The organism is Sorangium sp. So ce185 (assembly GCF_051526825.1).
Taxonomy (GTDB): Bacteria; Myxococcota_A; Polyangia; order Polyangiales; family Polyangiaceae; genus Sorangium; species Sorangium cellulosum_D.
This window is the reverse complement of record NZ_CP150316.1, coordinates 4,123,991-4,142,500: the sequence shown is the minus strand read 5'-3', so window position 1 is coordinate 4,142,500 and position 18,510 is coordinate 4,123,991. Positions and strand designations below refer to the sequence as shown.

At 73.5% G+C, this 18,510-nt stretch carries 14 protein-coding genes (1 of these 14 running past the window's edge); 4 read left to right on the top strand and 10 right to left on the bottom strand.

Features of this window, described 5'->3' with window-relative positions; translation table 11 throughout:
• From WMF26_RS15395 to WMF26_RS15370, 6 genes are all read right to left on the bottom strand, one after another.
• A protein-coding gene (locus WMF26_RS15395) for a peptidylprolyl isomerase (RefSeq protein ID WP_438000935.1) crosses the window boundary here: on the bottom strand, positions 1 to 842 show its 5' portion. It extends 142 nt beyond the left edge of the window; the window shows 842 of its 984 coding nt (coding positions 1-842); its start codon is at positions 840 to 842; its stop codon lies off the left edge, out of view.
• Positions 839 to 1,021 (bottom strand): hypothetical protein, encoded by a 183-nt coding sequence (locus WMF26_RS15390; protein WP_020735049.1) that lies wholly within the window; start codon positions 1,019 to 1,021, stop codon positions 839 to 841. Before WMF26_RS15390 ends, WMF26_RS15395 begins: the two co-directional genes overlap by 4 nt.
• Before the next feature lie 94 nt (positions 1,022 to 1,115).
• The gene (locus WMF26_RS15385) at positions 1,116 to 1,952 is read right to left on the bottom strand and encodes a hypothetical protein (RefSeq protein ID WP_438000934.1); all 837 of its coding nucleotides are present in this window, start codon (positions 1,950 to 1,952) and stop codon (positions 1,116 to 1,118) included.
• Positions 1,953 to 1,962: 10 nt separating this feature from the next.
• On the bottom strand, positions 1,963 to 2,814 hold the full coding sequence (gene ttcA / locus WMF26_RS15380) for a tRNA 2-thiocytidine(32) synthetase TtcA (RefSeq protein WP_061625284.1): 852 nt from the start codon (positions 2,812 to 2,814) through the stop codon (positions 1,963 to 1,965).
• Positions 2,815 to 2,817: 3 nt separating this feature from the next.
• Complete coding sequence (locus WMF26_RS15375; RefSeq protein ID WP_438000933.1) at positions 2,818 to 4,302, bottom strand: leucyl aminopeptidase; 1,485 nt, start codon at positions 4,300 to 4,302, stop codon at positions 2,818 to 2,820.
• A 326-nt stretch (positions 4,303 to 4,628) separates the two neighbouring features.
• Positions 4,629 to 5,555: a class I fructose-bisphosphate aldolase gene (locus WMF26_RS15370; protein ID WP_438000932.1), complete on the bottom strand. Its 927-nt coding sequence runs from the start codon at positions 5,553 to 5,555 to the stop codon at positions 4,629 to 4,631.
• 309 nt (positions 5,556 to 5,864) lie between these two features.
• Between WMF26_RS15370 and fbp the strand changes: the two genes are divergently transcribed.
• Positions 5,865 to 6,917: a class 1 fructose-bisphosphatase gene (fbp, locus tag WMF26_RS15365; protein ID WP_437320021.1), complete on the top strand. Its 1,053-nt coding sequence runs from the start codon at positions 5,865 to 5,867 to the stop codon at positions 6,915 to 6,917.
• Between the two features lie 66 nt (positions 6,918 to 6,983).
• Here the strand turns inward: fbp and WMF26_RS15360 are convergent, their stop codons facing one another.
• The 3 genes from WMF26_RS15360 to nadC all read right to left on the bottom strand — a co-directional run bounded on the left by WMF26_RS15360 (position 6,984) and on the right by nadC (position 9,425).
• The gene (locus tag WMF26_RS15360) at positions 6,984 to 7,637 is read right to left on the bottom strand and encodes a radical SAM protein (protein ID WP_437337760.1); all 654 of its coding nucleotides are present in this window, start codon (positions 7,635 to 7,637) and stop codon (positions 6,984 to 6,986) included.
• 118 nt (positions 7,638 to 7,755) lie between these two features.
• On the bottom strand, positions 7,756 to 8,577 hold the full coding sequence (locus WMF26_RS15355) for a biotin--[acetyl-CoA-carboxylase] ligase (RefSeq protein ID WP_438000931.1): 822 nt from the start codon (positions 8,575 to 8,577) through the stop codon (positions 7,756 to 7,758).
• The gene (gene nadC / locus WMF26_RS15350; RefSeq protein WP_437954071.1) at positions 8,574 to 9,425 is read right to left on the bottom strand and encodes a carboxylating nicotinate-nucleotide diphosphorylase; all 852 of its coding nucleotides are present in this window, start codon (positions 9,423 to 9,425) and stop codon (positions 8,574 to 8,576) included. Before nadC ends, WMF26_RS15355 begins: the two co-directional genes overlap by 4 nt.
• A 310-nt stretch (positions 9,426 to 9,735) precedes the next feature.
• Between nadC and WMF26_RS15345 the strand changes: the two genes are divergently transcribed.
• The 3 genes from WMF26_RS15345 (at position 9,736) to WMF26_RS15335 (ending at position 13,064) form a co-directional block, all read left to right on the top strand.
• A complete protein-coding gene (locus tag WMF26_RS15345) occupies positions 9,736 to 11,799 on the top strand; it encodes a protein kinase domain-containing protein (RefSeq protein WP_438000930.1) in 2,064 nt (687 codons plus the stop codon).
• A 33-nt stretch (positions 11,800 to 11,832) separates the two neighbouring features.
• Positions 11,833 to 12,762: a hypothetical protein gene (locus WMF26_RS15340; RefSeq protein WP_438000929.1), complete on the top strand. Its 930-nt coding sequence runs from the start codon at positions 11,833 to 11,835 to the stop codon at positions 12,760 to 12,762.
• 98 nt (positions 12,763 to 12,860) lie between these two features.
• Entirely contained in the window at positions 12,861 to 13,064 is a 204-nt protein-coding gene (locus tag WMF26_RS15335; protein ID WP_020735039.1) for a hypothetical protein, read from the top strand.
• A 46-nt stretch (positions 13,065 to 13,110) separates the two neighbouring features.
• Here WMF26_RS15335 and uvrA read toward each other — a convergent pair whose 3' ends face one another.
• Complete coding sequence (uvrA, locus tag WMF26_RS15330) at positions 13,111 to 18,471, bottom strand: excinuclease ABC subunit UvrA (protein ID WP_438000928.1); 5,361 nt, start codon at positions 18,469 to 18,471, stop codon at positions 13,111 to 13,113.
• Positions 18,472 to 18,510 lie beyond the last annotated feature (39 nt).

Sequence of the window (18,510 nt, the reverse complement as noted above, 5' to 3'; positions counted from 1 at the left end):
TCCTCGACAGGTACCACCTGCGCCGGGATGCGCTCGAGGAGCATGATGACGTGCACGCCGAACGACGAAGCGACCGGCGCGCTGAGGTCTCCGCGCGCGTTCAGCGCCGCCGCCGCGCGCGAGAACTCGACGTCGAAATGCTGCGGCGCTGGGCTGAGCACGCGGCCCGCGGCCGTCACCGGCGGGAGCGCCTCCGCGACGACCTCGAGGCCATCCGCGGGCACGCCTTTCGCGGCGCGGATGAACGCGTCGGCGGCCGGATCGCTGGGAGGTTGCCGCGGCCCCGCGGCCGGCGGCGGCTCGGAGCTCCGGGCGACCTCGCGCGAGGACAGCACCGCCGCCCGGATCGCGTCGGCGAGCGCCCGCGCCTTGTCACGGGTGGCCTCGCCGGCGTCCGCCGAGAGCCTCACGACGGCATGCACGGTGCGGTATCCCTCGGGTCGATCGAGGTCGAGCCAGTGCCGTTCGGTGGCCGCGCGCAGCTCGTCGTCCGTCACGGGGCCGGCGTTCTCCGCCTCGTCCTTCAGCCGGTGGAGCAGGCGACGGGCGAGCACCGCGTTGATGTCGCGCTGCACGTCGGCGTCGCGCTCGAGGCCGCGGTCTCGCGCAGCGGCGGCGAGGAGCGCGTCGCGGATCGCCGCGTCCCGTGCGTGCGCCGGCGAGATGTGCTGCGCTGCCGCGATGCGAGCCACCGACTCGACGGAGATGTCGAGCGCGCCCACGCGCGCCGCCGCGTCGGCCGGAAGCGGCGCCGCCCCCCGCGCGGACGTCGACGAGGCAGCCCAGGCCGCGCACGCGCACAGGCACGCGACGGCCGCGATCCCTCGGCGCCCAGGGCTCACGCGCTACCCCCACGGGGGCGAAGGATCTCCGTGGACGCCTTGAGCGAGAGCCCGCCGATCACCAGGAGGTAGATGGCCTTGAAATCCTGGCGATCGCCGAGCGCGTGGACCCCGAAGGCGAAGGAGAACGCGGCGGCGACGAGGAGCAGAATCGCGAAGACATCGACTGCACGGGACACGCGCGTGAGTGTAACGCGATTTGACGTGGAACCGGCGGAGATGCGGGGACGCTGCAGGGCAGCCACCCTCGGCGAGCGGCGGCCGGGCCGCTGCTCAGCGCAGCATCATCACGACCGCCCCCAGGACGGCGAAGACGATCAAGACCAGCAGCTGCCGGACGGCGCGGTGGGTGAGCCGCCGCGCGCCGGCCGTGTATCGGCGGCCGCGGGCGACCGCGACGCCGGAGGCCGCGGTGATCAGGGCGACGGCACAGGCCACGGCGACGGCCTGGGCCAGGAGGGCGCGGTCCGGGTCCCGGACCCGCCACGCGAGCACGAGGATGGCGAGGCTCACCAGCGCGCCGAACGCGACGATCACGGCGGCGAGCGGCGGCAGGTGGGCCCGAGGCTGCAGGAGGGGGACGTCCGGGTCCGGCTCCGGCTGGCGCCGCACCTCCCAGCGGTCGCGCCAGGAAAGCGCGAAGAGGCCCCAGGCGATCCCGCCGATGGCCGCCCGGACCGGGTCGAGGCGGGACGGCTGAAGGGAGGGTGAGGCGAGCAGCCACGTCAGCGTGACCAGCGCCAGGAAGGCAGAGATGCCGAGGTGCCGCGCCGCCCGGCGGTGGGAGGCGGCGAGCAGCGGCGCGGCGATGCCGCACAGGAAGGCGAGCGTGGCGGCGACGCTGGCGGACACGGGTGCCCCGCGGCCGAACCCGGCAGGAGCGACCGTGATCATCCAGGCGACGACCGCCGCCAGCAGCGCCTGCGGGGCGCGCCCCTCCCCGAGGCCCGGGCGCGCCGCTCCGGGCTGCGGCGCCTCGGGGCCATCCGCGGCGGACGGTCCGTCGCCCCTGCGCGCCGCCGTTCCGCCGCGCTCGTCGGGCGCAGACGCGCTCGCCTCCGCCTCGCGCGGAACGCCGATCGAGATCGCGCCGGGAGCCTCCGTGCTCATGCGCGAGCCGCTAGGCCAGGTTTCTGAGCAAGTGGCCCACGGGCAGCACCTCCGGCGCCGGCGCGTCGGCGCCTGCCTGGCTGCTCGCGCTCCCCTCTTCCCGGGCGACCTCGAGCCCGAGGCGCTTCCAGAGGCCCGTGTCGAAGAGATGGCTCGGGCGCACGTTGCCGAGGGCGGCGAGCATGTTCTGCCGGGCCCCGGGGTGGCGCTCGTCGAGCTCCGCGAGCAGCCGGCTCACCGCCTTGCGCTGGAGGTTCTCCTGCGACCCGCACAGATCGCAGGGGATGATGGGGAAGCGCTCCTCCGCGGCGAACGCGGCGAGCTCGGCCTCGGCGCAGTAAATCAGCGGGCGGATCACGACGTTGTCGCCGTCGTCGGAGATGAGCTTCGGCGGCATGGACTTCAGCTGGCCGGCGAAGATCAGGTTCAAGAGCAGCGTCGTCACGGCGTCGTCGCGGTGGTGGCCGAGGGCGATCTTCGAGCACCCGAGCTCGCGCGCGACGCGGTAGAGGATGCCTCGCCGCAGGCGGGAGCAGAGCGAGCAGTACGTCTTGTTCTCGGGGATCTTCTCGGTGACGATCGAGTAGGTGTCCTCGGAGATCATCCGGAACTCGTGGCCACCCGCGGCCATGTAGTCGGACAGGAGGTGCCCGGGATAGCCAGGGTGTCCCTGGTCGATGTTGACCGCGATCACGCTGAACCGGACCGGCGCGCGGCGCGCGAGGTCGATGAGGAGCGCGTGCAGCGCGTAGCTGTCCTTGCCCCCCGAGACGGCGCAGAGGATCCGATCGCCGTCGGCGATCATGTCGAAGTCGGTGATGGCGCGGCCCATGGCGCGCGCGAGCTTACGGCGGAGTTGCACGGTTCAGCCGGTGAAGCCTTCGACGAGGCGGAGGAAGGTAAGCACGCCGTGACCCGTCCCGCCCTTGGAGAAGATGCCGTAGGGCTTGCTCGCCATGGACGGGCCGGCGATGTCCACGTGGGCCCACGGGACGTCCCCCACGAACTCGCGCAGGAACAGGGCCGCGGTGATCGCCCCGCCCCAGCGGTCGGCCGTGTGCTTGATGTCGGCCCAGTCGCTCTTCAGGCCGTCGCGGAGCTCGTCGACCAGCGGGAGCTGCCACATCGACTCGCCCGCCGCCTTCGCGGCGCCCCGCAGGCGATCCGCGAGCTCCTCGCGGTTCGAGAAGAAGCCCGACACCGTGGGCCCGAGGGCCACGACGCAGGCGCCCGTGAGGGTCGCGTTGTCGACGATGAGGTCCGGCTTGAGCGCGCGCGCATAGGCGAGGCAGTCGGCGAGGACGAGGCGCCCCTCGGCGTCGGTGTTGATGATCTCCACCGTCTTGCCGTCGAGGGAACCGAAGATGTCGCCCGGCCGGTAGGCCGCGCCGTCGGGCATGTTCTCGGCCGCGCCGATGATGCCGTGGACCTCGACGCTCGGCTTGGCGGCCGCGACGGCGGCCATCAGCGCGATCACGTTCGCGGCGCCGCCCATGTCGCCCTTCATCTCTTCCATGCCCGGAGCGGGCTTGATGCAGAGGCCGCCGCTGTCGAACGTCAGCCCCTTGCCCACGAAGACCAGCTTCCCCTTCGGCTTGCCGGGAGGCGCGTAGCTCATGTGGACCAGCCGAGGCTCGCGCGCGCTCCCCTGCCCCACCGCCATGATGAGCTTCATCCCCCGCTTGTTCAGCGCGGCCTTGTCGAACACCGTCACCTTGAGGCCGTGCTGCTTGCCGACCTCTGCGGCGACGCGCGCGAGCGCCTCCGGATGCATCTCGTTCGGCGGCTCGTTGACGAGGTCGCGCGCGATGCAGATCGCCTCGCCGACCTGCTGGCCGAGCGCGACGGCGTCACGCGCCGCCTTGCCCGCCTTGCCCTCGACGACCACGGTGCCGCGCGCGAGCCCGAACTTGGGCACGCGATCGCCCGTGAAGTAGCGGGTGAACCGGTAGGACCCGAGCACGAGGCCCTCGGCGGCGGACCGCTCCGCGCGCTCGACGCCGGGCGGCACCACGACCGCGACGCTCTCGGCGCGCACGCCGTTGGCGAAGCGCGCCCCCTTCGCCGCGACCAGCCGGACATCGACGTCGGTGAGCTTGCCGGACCCGAGCCCGAGCAGCAGCACGCGGCCAGGCTTCAGCGCGCCGCGCGTCGTGAAATCGACGCTCTGATCCTTCTTCCCCGTGAAGTCGTCACGCTTGACCTGGTGGGCCACGGACTCGCCAAGCGCCTCCACGAGCCTCGCGAGCACGCCCTCACCCGTCGAAGCGCCTTCAGGCACGCCGATGACGAGGACGTCGACGGCGAGGCTCAGCGGGTCTGACGAGGCGAGGTTCACTTTGATCGGCATGCGGTCTCCTGAGCCCGGACGGGGGGGTGTATCCAGCGCGGCATCTAATCACGAAGGGCTAACCCCGTCGACGTGGACGATGCCGCAGGCGGTCGGCCCGAGGCGCGGGGGAGCACGCCTCCCGGGCGCCGGAAGCGCGCTCCCGGGCGCGGCGGAGGCGCTCCCAGGCGCGGCGGAGGCGCGGCGCCGCTCGGCGGCCGGCAACGACGGGCGGCGTGGCGCCTCTGTGGCGGGCCCCGCGGCGCCTCCGGCGGGATGCCTCGTGCGGCGACGCTTACGGGGACGGCGGTCCGGGCGTCGCGCCCCGAGCGCCGGATCGAGGGGCGTCAGCGCCCCGACCTGTAGATGTGGATGACGTCGGCCAGGAGCTTCAGCGCCTCGGCGCGCGGGCGCTGGAACGCGTTGCGCCCCATGATCGAGCCGAAGGAGCCGCCCGCGACCATCTCGCGCACCTCCTCCAGCACGGCGTCCGTCGCCTTGGACTCGCCGCCTGAGAAGATCACCACGCGCTTGCCGTTGAAGGTCGCCTGCACGACGTGGCGGACCCGCTCGGCGAGCGTCTGGAGGGGGATGCCGAATTTTTCGTACATCTTTCTCGCCTCCTCCTGCTCGACATGAGCCGTCGGCGGCTTGACCTTGATGATGTGCGCGCCGAGCTGAGCCGCGATGGTCGCCGCGTAGGCGCAGACGTCGACGGCCGTCTCGCCCTGCTTCGACAGCCCGGCGCCGCGCGGGTAGCTCCAGACGATGACGACCAGGCCCTTGCGCCTGGCCTCGAAGGCGATCTCGCGGAGGTCCTCGTACATCCGGTTTCTCGCGCTGGACCCGGGGTAGATGGTGTAGCCGACGCCGACGCAGCCGAGGCGGAGCGCGTCGTCGACCGATCCGGTCACCGCCGACAGGGGTTGCTCCACTTTCGCCAGCGTGTCGCTGTTGTTGAGCTTCAAGATCAGCGGCACCTGCCCCGCGAACCTGGCCGCGCCCGCCTGCAGCGACCCGAGCGGCGCCGCATACGCGTTGCACCCAGCGTCGATCGCGAGCTGAAAGTGGTAGTCGGGATCGTAGGCCTCGGGGTTCGGAGCGAACGATCGCACGGGGCCATGCTCGAACCCTTGGTCCACGGGCAGGATCACCATCTTGCCGGTGCCCGCGAGTGCGCCGTAGTTGAGCAGCCGGACGAGGTTCGTCAGCGTGCCGGGGTTCTCCGAGGCGTACCAAGAGAGGATCTGCTCTACGCGGGAGGTGAGCGCCATGAATCACTCCGTGGAGGGGGTTGCCGCCAGAACGCGCAGCCCACCTGGGCGTGAGCACGAGCCGTCCTGCCCCGCGGCCCGGGTCGACGCCAGCGAGCGAGGAAGCCCTGGCATTGTCCGAGGACCCGAGACGAACGTATCGAGCCGAACACCCCGGTCGAGCAGCGCTTGGAGGATGTTGTACGGAGCCGTCGGATACGCAATTCTCGTCGCCGCGCCGGTCGGCTCTGCGGGAGCAATCAGCAGCAGAGGCCGCGAGCGCGAGCACGTGGCGGGGCGGCGACGTCCTTGCCATCACGCGGAGGGATCATGTCGCTCTCATCGGACCAACGGAATCTGAGCTGGAAGCCGCCCGAGGCGCAGTCGCGCATCGGGATCACGCTCGAGACGTACATCCTCGAGGGAATGCTCGGGTTCCCCGCGGCGACGGGGGCGTTCACCTCGCTGCTGAACCAGTTCGGCCTGGCGGCGAAGCTCGTGACATCGAAGGTCCGGCGCGCCGGCCTCGCCAACGTCCTCGGGTACACCGGCCAGACGAACGTGCAGGGCGAGATCGTGCAGAAGCTCGACGAGGTCGCCAACGAGACGCTGCTCAGCGTGCTCGGACGGCGCGGGCACTGCGCCGCCGTGGTGAGCGAGGAGCTCGGCGAAATGAGGCTCCTCTCCACGGATCCGCGCGCCAAGTACATCGTCGTCGTGGACCCGCTCGACGGATCGTCGAACATCGACGTGAACATCTCGATCGGCACGATCTTCGGCGTGCTCCGCAAGAGCGACGCCAAGATGGGCGCCGACCCCTCGGATTTCCTGCGCCCCGGCCGCGATCTGGTCGCGGCCGGCTACGTGCTCTACGGGTCGTCGACGCTGCTCGTCATCACCACCGGCCTCGGCGGCGTGCACGGGTTCACCTACGATCCGACCGTCGGCGAGTTCTTCCTTTCCCACGAGAACATCCGGATTCCGGAGCGCGGCTCGACCTACTCGATCAACGAGGGCCACAGCGCGCGGTGGCCCGAGGACGTGCGCCGCTGGAACACGTGGATCAAGGAGGAAAACAAGCACGAGGGGAGGCCCTACGGCGCCCGGTACGTGGGATCGCTGGTGGCGGACGCGCACCGGACGCTGCTCAAGGGCGGCATCTTCGCGTACCCCGCCGATCGAAGCGGCCAGGGCAAGCTGCGGCTGCTCTACGAAGCGAACCCGTTCGCCTTCATCTTCGAGGCCGCCGGCGGCAAGGCGAGCACGGGCTCCGATCGCATCCTCGATCTGGTGCCGAAGTCGCTCCACGAGCGCGTGCCGCTCGTCCTCGGCTCGCCCCGCGACGTCGACGACTTCGAGCAGTTCCAGCGCGGCGAGCGCTGACGCCGCGAGAGGACGCCGCCGCCCCTTCCCATTACGAGCCGAGCGTGGAGGGGGCGGCCCCGCGGGTCAGACCCCCTGCGCGTCGGCGCCCCAGATCACCTTGTGGAGCTGCACCTGCACGCGGACGCGAAGGCCGTCGTCGAGCACCCACTGGACGAGATCTCTCGGCGCGAGCTTGCCCCAGACGCACGAGGCGAGCAGCGTCACGCCGCGCGCGTCGAGGCGGCGCTCGCGGATGGTGCCCCGCATCCATTCGTAGTCCGCCCGATCGGCGAGCACGAACTTGATCTCGTCGCGCGGCGTGAGATGGTCGAGGTTCGACCAGCGGTTCCGGTGGGATTCCCCGGAGCCGGGCGCCTTCAGATCCATGATCTTGTGCACGCGTGGGTCGACGCGCGACACGTCGGCCTCGCCGCTGGTCTCGACGAGGACCGTGCGGCCCGCGTCGCAGAGCTCCTTGAGGAGCGGGAGCGACCCGGGCTGAAGGAGGGGCTCCCCGCCCGTGAGCTCGACGAGCGGCGTGCCGAGGGCGAGCGCGCGCTCGAGGACGTCGCTGCGGCGGAGGCGCTTGCCGCCGTAGAAGGCCTGCGAGGTGTCGCACCAGGCGCAGCGCAGGTTGCACCCGGTGAGCCGGACGAAGGTGCACGGCAGCCCGGCAAACGTCGATTCGCCCTGCACGCTGGCGTAGATTTCGTGGACGACGAGGGTGTCTTCTTTCAAGGAAGCGACGCCTCCGAGGAGCTCGGGCCGGCCTCGGCGGCTCCGCGCCGCCGGCGACCCGCGATGAGGCCGCAAGCTTTGGCCGCGCCGACCGCGCAACGCAAGCGGCGCGAGGCGCTCAGCCGGTGATGACGCTGACCTCGCCCGCCGCCACCGCGCGGAGGACGCCGTCCCCTCCGCGGATCAGCAGGTGCCCCTCCGGGTCGATCCCCGCCGCGACGCCGGCCACGCCGGCGACCTCGACGCGACGGCCGCGCAGCCAGTCCATCCGGGCGAGATCCTCCGCGAAGGGCGCGAGCCTTCCCGCCTCGAACCTCGACGCGGCGTCGCCGATCGCCTGGAGCAGCTCCGCCGCGACGAGCTCGCGCGGAACGTCGTCGATCCCGAGCATCGCGAGCGACGTGGCCCGGCCCGAGAGCTCCGGCGGGAAGCTCGACGCGTGGACGTTCAGCCCGACGCCGACGATCACGCTGCTCACCGATTCGCCGCGCAGCTGGGCCTCGACCAGGATCCCCGCCAGCTTGCGGCCCCCGGCGAGCACGTCGTTCGGCCACTTGAGCCGCACCTCGGCGGCGGCGCCGTCGCCGCGGCGCGGACCGGGCGCGAGCCGTGCGAGCTGTCGATCGACGACCGACGCCACGGCGAGGCCCATGACGAGGGCAATGGGGGCCACGCTACTCGCCGGGAGGCCGGGGCGCAGCACGACCGACAGGTACAAGTTCTCCCCGGGCGGAGAGTGCCAGGCGCGCCCGCCGCGCCCGCGCCCCTGGGTCTGCGCGTCGGCGAGGAACGCCGCCCCGTGCGGCGCCCCGGCGGCCGCCGCGTTCCGGGCGTCGTCGTTCGTCGACGCCGTCTCCCACGCAACGGCGAGCGGCCTCCCGATCGGCGCGCCGAGGCGCGCGAGCTCGCGCTCGATGGCCCCGGCGTCGAGCCGCCTCACAGCGAGAGATCCAGCGCGATGTCGGCCGAGCGGGCCGAGTGCGTCAGCGCGCCGACGCTGATGATGTCGATGCCCGCCGCGGCGAGCTCGGGGATGCGCTCCAGCGTGATCCCGCCGGAGACCTCGAGGAGAGGCCGGCCGTGCTGCGCCGACCGGACGCGCGCGGACGCCGTCTTGACGTCGGTCAGCGTGAAGTTGTCGAGCATGATGATGTCCGCGCCGGCAGAGAGCGCCTCGTCGAGCTCGCGGAGCGAGGCGACCTCGACCTCGATCTTCGTCGTGTGCGGGGCGCGCGCCCGGGCTCGGCCGATGGCGGTGGCGATGCCGCCCGCCGCGACGATGTGGTTGTCCTTGATGAGCACCGCGCTCCCGAGGCTGTCGCGGTGGTTGTGCGCGCCTCCGACGCGCACCGCGTAGCGCTCCAGCGCGCGCAGGCCGGGCGTCGTCTTGCGGGTGTCGGTGATGCGCACGCCGGACCCCTGCGGGATCGCCGCGGCGTAGCGGCGCGCCTCGGAGGCGACGCCGCTCATCCGCTGCGCGAAGTTGAGCGCGGTGCGCTCCGCGCTGAGGAGGGTGCGCGCGAGGCCGCGCACCGTCCAGAGCACGGCGCCGGTATCGACCGCGGTGCCGTCCGCGATCAGCACCTCGCCCTCGACCTGCGGATCCAGGCGCTGAAAGACGCGGAGAAACACGTCCCCACCGCAAACGACGAGCGGCTTGCGCGCCACCGCCTTCGCGGTCGCGCGCGCGGAAGCCTCGACACAGGCCTCGGTGGTGAGATCGCCTCCCGCGAGATCTTCTTCCAGAGCGCGATCGATCAGGGCATCCAGCAACGGCGCAGCCAGCACAGGCATCTCCTCGAGCGCCGCAACCCCCGGCGGCGCCCCCAGGTATACTCGTTCCCGCACGCGCGCATCAGCGACGTCGCACCCCCCCGAGGTGGGCGACGCAACGCGTCATCAAGAGTCGTGCCAGGGCGTACGAGCTCGGCGGCGCGGCTGCCCGGGACGGGAGCCCTGCGGCGCGGATCGGGCCCGCGGCGCCGAAAAGCGGTGCGGTTCGCGACCTTCGCGACGCTGTGTCGCACAAATGGGGCTGACGTTCGTCTACCAGCCTGTGAGACTCTCCGAGCAACTCCAGCGCCCTCAACGGAGATCGATGCGTCCGCAGGCAGGCCAGGTCATCCACAACAAGTACCGACTCGTGCGCCTCATCGGCGACGGCGGCATGGGGAGCGTCTACGAAGCCCGCCACGAGGTGCTGGGGACGACGGTCGCCCTCAAGTTTCTCCACCCCGAGCTGTCCCGCCGCTCCGGCCTGGTGCAGCGCTTCCTGCAAGAGGCGCGCGTCTCCGCGCAAATCCAGAGCGCGCACGTGGTCCGCGTGGTCGACGTCGACCAGACCGCCGGCGGCCTGGCGTTCATCGTGATGGAGTACCTGGAGGGGAAGACGCTCCAGACGCTGTACGAGGAGCTCTACCGGGCCGGCATCCGGCTCGCCTACGCCGACGCCCTCGAGTACGCGATGCAGATGCTCGAGGGCGTCGAGGCCGCCCATCGCGCGGGCGTGGTCCACCGGGACCTCAAGCCGGACAACGTCATCATCACGAGGACGACCAAGGGAGAGCCGCTCATCAAGCTGCTCGACTTCGGCATCGCCAAGCTGAAGGTCACGGGGGAGCTCGATCGCGGGCTCACGCGGCCGGGCGTGATCATGGGCACCCCCGAGTACATGGCGCCCGAGCAGGCCTACTCGGCGGACTCCGTCGACGCGCGCGCGGACATCTTCTCGCTGGGCGTCATCATCTTCGAGATGCTGGCCGGCCGCCGGCCGGTCGGCGGCGACGAGCCCCAGCAGATCGCGGGCGCCTACCTGTCGGGCCAGATCTCGCGGCTCTCGGACCTGGCGCCGGAGCTCGCGCCGGGCCTCTGCGCCGCCGTCCACCGCGCGATGGCGGCCTCGCCAGCCGATCGGTTCGCGACCACCGCCGAGCTCCGCGGCGCCCTCGAGCCGTTCGCCCGCGCCGCCCGCGCCCCCTCGGCGCTCACCCCATCGCCGTCCGAGGTCAGCGTGGCGCGGTCGTCCGGGCCCGCCCTGCCCGCAGCCCTCGCCGCGCCCGCGATGCTTGCGGCCTCCGCGGCTGCGCCCGCGGCCAACCCGATGGGCGACGGTCGCACGAGCTCCGTCCCCAAGACGATCCCGCCCGAGAACGGCGGCGCACCGCACGCTGCGAGCGCCCCCCCGGGCGCGCTCGGACCCTCGACGCCCCTGGGCGGCTTCGCCTCGGACGCCCGGGGTCCGTCGGCGTCGACGCCGGGAGCGCCAGGGTTCACGCCCAGGCCAGAGCCGTCCTCGGGCCCGTACTTCGCTCAGGGCGGCTACCCCCCGGTCGGCCAGCCTGCGACCGTGAGCGCCGCGCCCTACATGCCCCCGCAAGGGGTGCCCGGCGTGCCAGCGACGAGCTACGAGCCCGGGCCGTTCGATGTGTCGCCTCGCCCAGGCGGGACCGCGGTCGGCAACGCGCCCTTCATGGACCGGAGCTCGGCCGGCGCGTTCAACGGAGCTCCGGCGCCCGGCTACGGCGGCGCCTACGGGGGCGGCGCGCAGGGGTACATCCCTGGGACGGCGCCGATGGATCCGCTGCCCAGGACCTCGCACGCCGCGTCGGCGCACGGGGCGAAGCAGCCCGCGCGGCGCGGGACCTCGCTGTTCACCATCCTGCTGCTCGCCACGGGGATCACCGGGGCCGTCGTGGGAGGCGTGTACATCGCCAGCGAGCTCGGTCGGAGGGAGCAGGCCGACGTGGCGCCGGCCATGCCGACGTTCCAGCCGACCGCGACGGCGCCCTCGGAGCCGAGCACCCCCGCGACGACGGCGCCCCCCGCCGTGACGCCGCCCCCGGTCGAGCCGCCGCCGGTGGTCGCCAAGCCCCAGCCCCGGCCGACGTCGACCTCCACCTCGAAGCCGCCGGCGACGCCGAGCGCGACGGGGACGCAGCCGGCGCCGACGACGCGCCCCAGCGGGACGGCGATCCTCCCCAACCTGCCGCCGATCGTCATCCCGTCGACGTTCCCGTTCCCGTTCCCCGCGCCGCCCGGCGCGCAGCCGCCGGCCAACAACCCCCAGCCCACCCCGAACACGACGACCCCGGCGCCGACGACGCCGCCCACCACGCCGTCCAGCAAGCCGCCACGGCGCGTGATCATCGTACCGAACAACTGACTCGCCCGGCGCAGGCGGTAGGATGCGATCTCGATGAGCAATCAGAATAGCGGTCCGCCGCCCGGATGGCCTGCGCCCCCGAGCGGCATGTACGGCCCTGGCAAGACCGTGCCCGGCGAGCCTCCGCTCGCAGGGCTCAACTCGCCTCAGGGCGCCTTCCCCGTGCCGCCCGGCACCGCGCCGCACGATCCAGGAGCCGCGGGCGGAGCCGTGCCGCGGACCATCGTCGAGGGCGGGGGCAACAGCGCGCCCCCGCCCGGCGCGCCAGCCCCTTACGGATCCCCGGCAGGCGCGTACAGCGCGCCGCCGGCAGGCGCGCCCGGCCCGTACGGGCCCGGCGCAACCGCGAATTACGGCGGCCCTCCAGGACCAGGGGGCGCCTACGGGCAGCCGCTCCCGCCTCCCGCGAGCCCGTACGGCGGCTCGCCGTTCGGGGCTCCGAGCGGGGCCGCCGGCGCGCCGGGGTTTCACGGCGGCGGCGCTCCGGCGCTGCCGGGCAGCGGCGGGCCGTACGCGGCGCCGATCCCCGCCCGGCCTCGCCCGAAGAGCTCCGGCCCGACGCTCGCGCTGATCGGGATCGGCGCCTTCGTGGTCATCGGGGGCCTCACGACCGCCTTCTTCGTGATGCGCAGCGGAAGCTCGTCCGACGGCGCGACGGCGCTGCCGTCGGTCGACACGCCGCCGGCGCCGGCGTCCGTCGCCAGCGATCCGGCGCCTCCGCCGCCGGCCGCAACCACGACGCCCGAACCGCCCCCGCCGGAGCCGGTCCCCGTCCCCGCAGCGGCCCCGAAACCGCCGCCGAAAGCACAGCCCAAGCCGGCGAACCCGACCACCACGCCGACGATCCCGTCGACGACCGCTCAGCCGACGATCCCGACGACGCCCAGCGCGACGACCCCGACCACCACCCCGTCCGCATCCTCGACGGGCCGGAAGAAGATCATCCTGCCCGGCAGGAATTGAGCGGATCTCTGCGGCCTGCCGCGCCGCAGCGGGCGCAATCCGAAGCTTTCGCTCGAGTCCGCTTGACAAGGCGATCAGGGTGATCAGCTTCCGACCTCATGAGCAAATCCGGGATCGCCGCAGTTCTGTCCTTTCTCATTCCGGGCGTTGGGCAGCTCTACAACGGCGCGTTTCTGCGCTGCATCTTCTGGCTGATCGTCACCCCCGGCCTGTGGATCGGCACCGGCGGATGGCTCGGCTGGATCTGCCACCTGATCTCCGCCTACACCGCGTACCAGTACGCGAAGCGCTCGGGCGGCTGAGCCGCGACCCGCGAGGCGGCGCGCCGGGCCGAGCCGGCGCGCCCGCTCACGTCGCCTTCGCGAAGATCCTCTTCAGCACCTCGCCCGTCGCCGTCGGCTGACGCGAAAGCTCGCGCGGGGTGCCCTCGGCCACGATGCGCCCCCCGCCGGCGCCGCCCTCCGGGCCCAGCTCGACCACGTGATCCGCGCAAGCGATGACCGCCGGGTGGTGCTCGATGATCACCAGCGTGTCGCCGCGCTCGACCAGGCGATCGAGCACGCGGACGAGGCGCGTCACGTCCGCCAGGTGCAGGCCGGTCGTGGGCTCGTCGAGGACGTAGAGCGTCGGCTTGGGCCGCACGCCCGCCGTCAGCTCCGCCGCGAGCTTGAGCCGCTGGGCCTCGCCGCCCGAGAGCGTGTGCGAGCCCTGGCCGATGTGGAGGTAGCCCACGCCGAGGTCGCACATGGTCGAGAGCGGCGCGCGGATCCGCGGGTGCGCCGCGAAGACCTCGACCGCCTCCTCGGCGGTGAGATCGAGGACCTCGCCGACGGACAGGCCGAGGTAGCGCACGTCGAGCGTCGCCGGCTCGAAGCGCGCGCCGCCGCACGCCTCGCACGGCGTGGTCACGTCGGGCAAAAACGACATCTCGTGCGCGATGACGCCCTGCCCCTCGCACGCGGGGCACCGCCCGCCCGAGGCCGTGTTGAAGGAGAACCGCGCGGGGCCGTAGCCGCGCACCTGCGCGTCGGGACAGGCGGCGTAGAGCTTGCGAACCTCGTCCCAGACGCCCAGGAACGTCGCCGGGATCGAGCGCGGCGTCCGGCCGATGGGCGACTGGTCGACGGCCACCGCGCGCAGGATGCTCTTCGGCAGCCGCAGCGCCTTGTGCGGGCCCGGCTCGGGCGCCTCGAGCTTCAGCGCGCGGCGCGCGGCGGGGTAGAGCACCTTCTGGATCAGCGTGCTCTTCCCGGAGCCGGACACGCCGGCGACCACCGTCATCCGGCCCGCGGGGATCCGGAGCGCGTCGCCCTGGAGGTTGTGCGCCCGGGCGCCGAGGAGCTCGATGTGCTCGCGCGCCGGCGGGCGCGCCGGGCGCGCGCTGAGCAGGGCGTCCTCGCCGGCGAGCGCGCGCGCGGTCGGCGAGTCGGGGTTCGCGAGCACCTCGCGCGACGGGCCCGCCGCGACGATCCTGCCGCCCTTGCGGCCGCCCGAGGGGCCGAGATCGATCAGGTGGTCCGCGGCGCGGATCGTGTCGGCGTCGTGCTCCACCATGAGCACGGTGCTCCCCATGCTGGCGAGCCGCCGCAGGTTGGAGAGCAGCCGATCGGTGTCGCGCGGGTGGAGGCCGATGGTCGGCTCGTCGAGGACGTACAGCGCCCCGGTGAGGCCGCTGCCGAGCTGCGCCGCGAGCCGCAGGCGCTGCATCTCGCCGCCCGAGAGGGTCGACGCGCGCCGATCGAGCGTGAGGTAGCCGAGGCCCACCTCGCAGACGAAGTCGAGCCGGCGGCAGAGCTCCTTGTGCGGCGCCTCGGCGATCAGCGCGCGATCGCCCGTGAAGCGCAGGCCCCTCGCCCAGGCGGCGGCCGCAGCCACCGACCGGCCCGACGCCTGGTGGTAACGCTCGCCGGCGAGCCGGACGGCCCGGGGGATCGGCGCGAGGCGCGAGCCGCCGCACGCCTCGCACGGATCGGGCGTCGCGAGCGCGTCGTCGTCGAAATCCGAGGCGCCGGTCCCCTCGCACGCCTCGCAGCGGCCCTGCTTCGTGTTGAACGAGAACCAGCGGGGATCGAGCTCCGGGACGCCGACGCCGCAGCGCGGGCAGGTGCGCGTGGTGGAGAGCAGCTGCTCGCCGCCGCGGCCGCCGGCGAGCTTCACCGCGCCCCGCCCGAACGCGAGGGCGCGATCGAAGAGCGCGCGATCGAGGGCGTCCATGCGCCCCTCGTAGATCACGAGGTCGATCGAGTGCTCGCGGCGCTTGTCGAGGCGGGGAGGGCTGTCGGTCGCGCACGGCTCGCCGTCGGCGAGCGCGCGGGTGATGCCGGCGCGGGCGGCCGCGGTGAAGACGTCGAGGTACGTCCCCTTGCGCGCCACGACCGCGGGGGCGAGCAGCGTCCGCGCGCCGCGCGTCGCGAGCAGCGAACGATAGACCTCGTCCGGCGAGCGCGCCTCGATCGGCACGTCGCAGTCCGGGCAGCGCGCCTCGCCGACCTTGGCGTAGAGCAGCCGCAGGTAGTGCGCGATCTCGGTCACCGTCGCGACGGTGGAGTTGGCGCCGGAGCGCGTGGTGCGCTGCTCGAGCGCGATCGACGGCGGTACGCCGGTGACGCGATCGACGTCCGGCCGCGGCAGCGTGGGGAGGAACTGGCGCGCGTAGGGGGTCAAGGTCTCGAGGAAGCGCCGCTGGCCCTCGGCGAAGACCACGTCGAACGCGAGGGTGCTCTTGCCGGAGCCGCTCGGGCCGGTCACGACGACGAGCTCGCCGTGCGGGATCACCGTCGAGACCTCGGCGAGGTTGTGCTCGCGGGCGCCCTCCACCTCGATGCGCCGCCGATCGAGCGACGGGCGCGCCGCGCCGTTGCCATGGCCGTTGCGTTTGCCGGACTTCGGGGCGGCGGCAGGCGCCGCGGCCTTGGCGCCGCGGCGCGGCCTCGGCGCCGCGCCGTCGCCCCGCAGCGCGAACCACTCGGCCAGCGCGCCGCCGGTCCGCGTCGCCGTCCTGGCCACCGCCTCGGGCGTCCCTTCCGCGACCACGCTCCCGCCCTCGCTGCCCGCGCCCGGCCCGAGATCGATGACCCAGTCGGCCGCCGCGATGACGTCGAGGTCGTGGTCGACCACGAGCACGGAGGCGCCCTCGGCCACGAGCACCGACAGCGAAGCGTTGAGGTGCTTCACCTCCTCCGGGTGCAGGCCGGCGCTCGGCTCGTCGAGGAGGAAGAGCGCGCCCGCGCAGGGCTCGCCGAGCGCGCGCGCGATCTTGAGCCGCTGCGCCTCGCCGCCGGAGAGCGTCGAGAGCGGCTGGCCGAGCGTGAGGTAGCCGAGGCCGAGCTGCTTGAGCGGCGCGAGCGCCCGCCGGACCGCGGGCTCCCGCTCGAAGGCCGCGAACGCCTCGTCGATCGAGAGATCGAGCACGTCGGCGACCGAGCGGCCGTCGAGCTTCACCTCGAGCACCTCGTCGCGGAAGCGCTTGCCCTTGCAGGTCGGGCAGGTCAGCGACACGTCGGCCAAGAACTGCATCTCGATCGTCTCGCTCCCCTCGCCGGCGCACGCCTCGCAGCGCCCGAGCGCGACGTTGAACGAGAAGTGGCCGGGCCCGAGATCCCGCGCCGCCGCCTCGGGCTGCTCGGCGAAGAGCGCGCGGATGCGGTTCCACGCGCCGGTGTAGGTCGCGGGGTTGCCCCGCGAGGTGCGCCCGAGCGGCGCCTGATCGACGAGCGTGACGGTGCGGATGTCGGCCGTGCCCTCGATGCGCCGGTACAGGCCCGGCGCATCGACGTCCTTGTAGCCGCGGGCCCTCGCGATGTGCCGGTAGAGCACGTCGTTCACCAGCGTGCTCTTGCCTGACCCGCTCGGCCCCGTGATCGCCACCACGACGCCGAGCGGGACGTCGACGGAGACGTCGCGCAGGTTGTTCTCGCGAGCGCCGTGGATCGTGATCTTGCCGCTCGGCGACCTTCGCTCCGCGGGCGCGGCGGGCAGCGGCCTCTGCGCGGCGAGCCCCTCGGGAGGCCCGTCGAAGGTGACGCGCCCGCCCTGCTTGCCCGCGCCGGGGCCGAGCTCGACGACGCGATCGCTCGCCCGGATGACGAGGGGCTCGTGCTCGATGACGAGCACGGCGTTGCCGCGGTCGGCGAGCTCGCGCATGGCCGCGATGAGCGGCGGGATGTCCGTCGGATGCAGCCCGACGGTCGGCTCGTCGAGCACGAAGAGCGCGCCCGTCAGCGACGTGCCTAGCGCCGCGGTGAGCGCGACGCGCTGCGCCTCGCCGCCCGAGAGCGTGCGCGCCTGGCGGGAGAGCGAGAGGTAGCCGAGCCCGACGCGCTCGAGGTAGCCGAGCCGCGCGATGAGCTCGCGGCGCGCCATCTCCCCCTGGCCCGTCTGGGGGCGCTCGGCCTCGAGGCGCGCGCGCGCCTCGCGGAGCTCAAGCTCGTGCCACGCGGCGAGATCGAGGCCGCCGACGCGGTACAGGAGCGACTCGGGCGAGAGCCGCTTGCCGTGGCACGCGCCGCACACGTCGTAGGTGCGGTAGCGCGCGAGCAGCACGCGGACGTGCATCTTGTAGGTGCGCGTCTCGAGCCAGCGGAACCAGGCCTTCACGCCGGGGTACTTGCCCTGGCTCCACGTGCCCTCGCCCTCGAGCACGAGCGCGCGCTGCGCCTCGGAGAGATCGCGCCACGGCCGATCGGTGCGGATGCCGTTCCGCTCGCAGAACGCGCGGAGCACCTTCCGCTCCCACGTGGTGGAGCGGCCGTTCCAGGGGCGGATCGCGCCGCCCGCGATCGACTTCGACGGGTCCGGGATCACCTTGTCGTAGTCGATGCCGAGGGTGCGGCCGAAGCCGCGGCACGAGGCGCACGCGCCGGTCGGCGACTGGTACGAGAAGAGCCCCGGGCGCGGCGGATCGAAGGCGCGGGCGCACGAGGGGCAGGCGAGCCCGCGCACGAGCCGGAGCCGCGTCGACCCAGCCCCGTTGCCGCCCGGCTCCTCGGCCTTGCGCTGCAGGTGGAGCGACGCGTCGCCTCCCCCGCCCTTCCACGCCTCCTCGATGGCGGCGCCGAGGCGCCGGCGCTCCCGCGGGGCGACGCGGACGCGATCGACGATGACCTCGACCTTGTCGGTGCCGCTCATCGCCTCGGAGGGCGCCACGCTGTCGAGGTCGCGCGCCTCGCCGCGGACGAGCAGGCGCCGGTAGCCGGCGGCGAGCAGCGACTCGCGCACGTCGAGGAACCGCTCGGTCCCCGCGACGGCGACCGGGTACGTGACGAGCGCGGTCGCGCCCTCGTGCTGGCTCGCGGCGAGCTCGGCCGCGCGCACCGGGTCGGTCCGCGCCGCCGGCGCCTCGCAGGACGGGCAGACGGGCACCGCCTCGCGCGCGAAGAGCGCGCAGAAGTACGGCTCGAGGTCGGCCATCGTGGCGACGGTCGACCGCGAGCTCTTGACCGGCGCGCGGCGGTCGACGGCGACGCCGGCCGCCACGGGCTCGAGCGCGTCGATCGGCGGCCGCTCGAGCCGCTCGAGGAACTGACGAGCGTACGGGCTGAAGCTCTCGACGAACCGGCGCTGCCCTTCGGAGTAGAGCGTGTCGAGCGCGAGCGAGGACTTGCCGGCGCCGGACACGCCGGCGATGGCCACGAGCTCGCCGGGCCGGAAGTCGAGGTCGATGCCCTGGAGGTTGTGCGTGCGGGCGCCGCGGAGACAGATGGATTGCATAGGAGGCGCGGATGGGTGGGCCCCGCGGGGGTGGCGTCC

Excerpts from the sequence above, each read along its gene's own strand:
- WMF26_RS15385 (WP_438000934.1), bottom strand. The coding sequence starts at position 1,952 with ATGAGCACGGAGGCTCCCGGCGCGATCTCGATCGGCGTTCCGCGCGAG.
- WMF26_RS15375 (WP_438000933.1), bottom strand. The coding sequence starts at position 4,302 with ATGCCGATCAAAGTGAACCTCGCCTCGTCAGACCCGCTGAGCCTCGCC.
- WMF26_RS15370 (WP_438000932.1), bottom strand. The coding sequence starts at position 5,555 with ATGGCGCTCACCTCCCGCGTAGAGCAGATCCTCTCTTGGTACGCCTCG.
- fbp (WP_437320021.1), top strand. The coding sequence starts at position 5,865 with ATGTCGCTCTCATCGGACCAACGGAATCTGAGCTGGAAGCCGCCCGAG.
- WMF26_RS15345 (WP_438000930.1), top strand. The coding sequence starts at position 9,736 with ATGCGTCCGCAGGCAGGCCAGGTCATCCACAACAAGTACCGACTCGTG.
- WMF26_RS15340 (WP_438000929.1), top strand. The coding sequence starts at position 11,833 with ATGAGCAATCAGAATAGCGGTCCGCCGCCCGGATGGCCTGCGCCCCCG.
- WMF26_RS15335 (WP_020735039.1), top strand. The coding sequence starts at position 12,861 with ATGAGCAAATCCGGGATCGCCGCAGTTCTGTCCTTTCTCATTCCGGGC.
- uvrA (WP_438000928.1), bottom strand. The coding sequence starts at position 18,471 with ATGCAATCCATCTGTCTCCGCGGCGCCCGCACGCACAACCTCCAGGGC.